Here is a 381-nt window from a genome sequence, read left to right as displayed (position 1 = left end):
ATGAAATACGAGGAACTGCTGTGTATTGCGAGCTAGCTGTCCGAAGGAGACGAAATCGATGAACATCGGCGCAATCGGTAAGAAATTGGGCCAGCTCGTCATTGTGCTCTTGCTCGTCAGCTTCGGAACCTTCGTGCTGGCGTCCTTGATCCCCGGTGACCCCGCTGTCTCGGTATTGGGTGAGGGTCGTACCCCCGCCGAATACGAAGAAGTGCGTCAGCAGTTGGGTCTCAACGACCCACTGTTCGTTCGCTACTGGGACTGGCTGACAAGCGCCGTCACCGGCGACCTCGGTAATTCGTTGGTCCCGCCGCAGCAGGATGTCCTCACGGCAATCACGTCCGCGCTTCCCGTCAGCGTCCAGCTGGCCGTGATGGGCCT

1 pseudogene is annotated in these 381 nt (G+C 59.1%); it reads left to right on the top strand.

The window, feature by feature from the left end:
• Positions 1-58: 58 nt before the first annotated feature.
• A pseudogene (locus tag MTX36_RS29520) lies at positions 59-381 on the top strand (ABC transporter permease); the annotation flags it as partial.

The sequence above is a fragment of the Rhodococcus sp. ARC_M6 genome (assembly GCF_022810305.1).
Lineage (GTDB): Bacteria > Actinomycetota > Actinomycetes > Mycobacteriales > Mycobacteriaceae > Rhodococcus_F.
The sequence above is the reverse complement of the archived record's forward strand: the minus strand, read 5'-3'. Positions and strand labels throughout refer to the sequence as shown.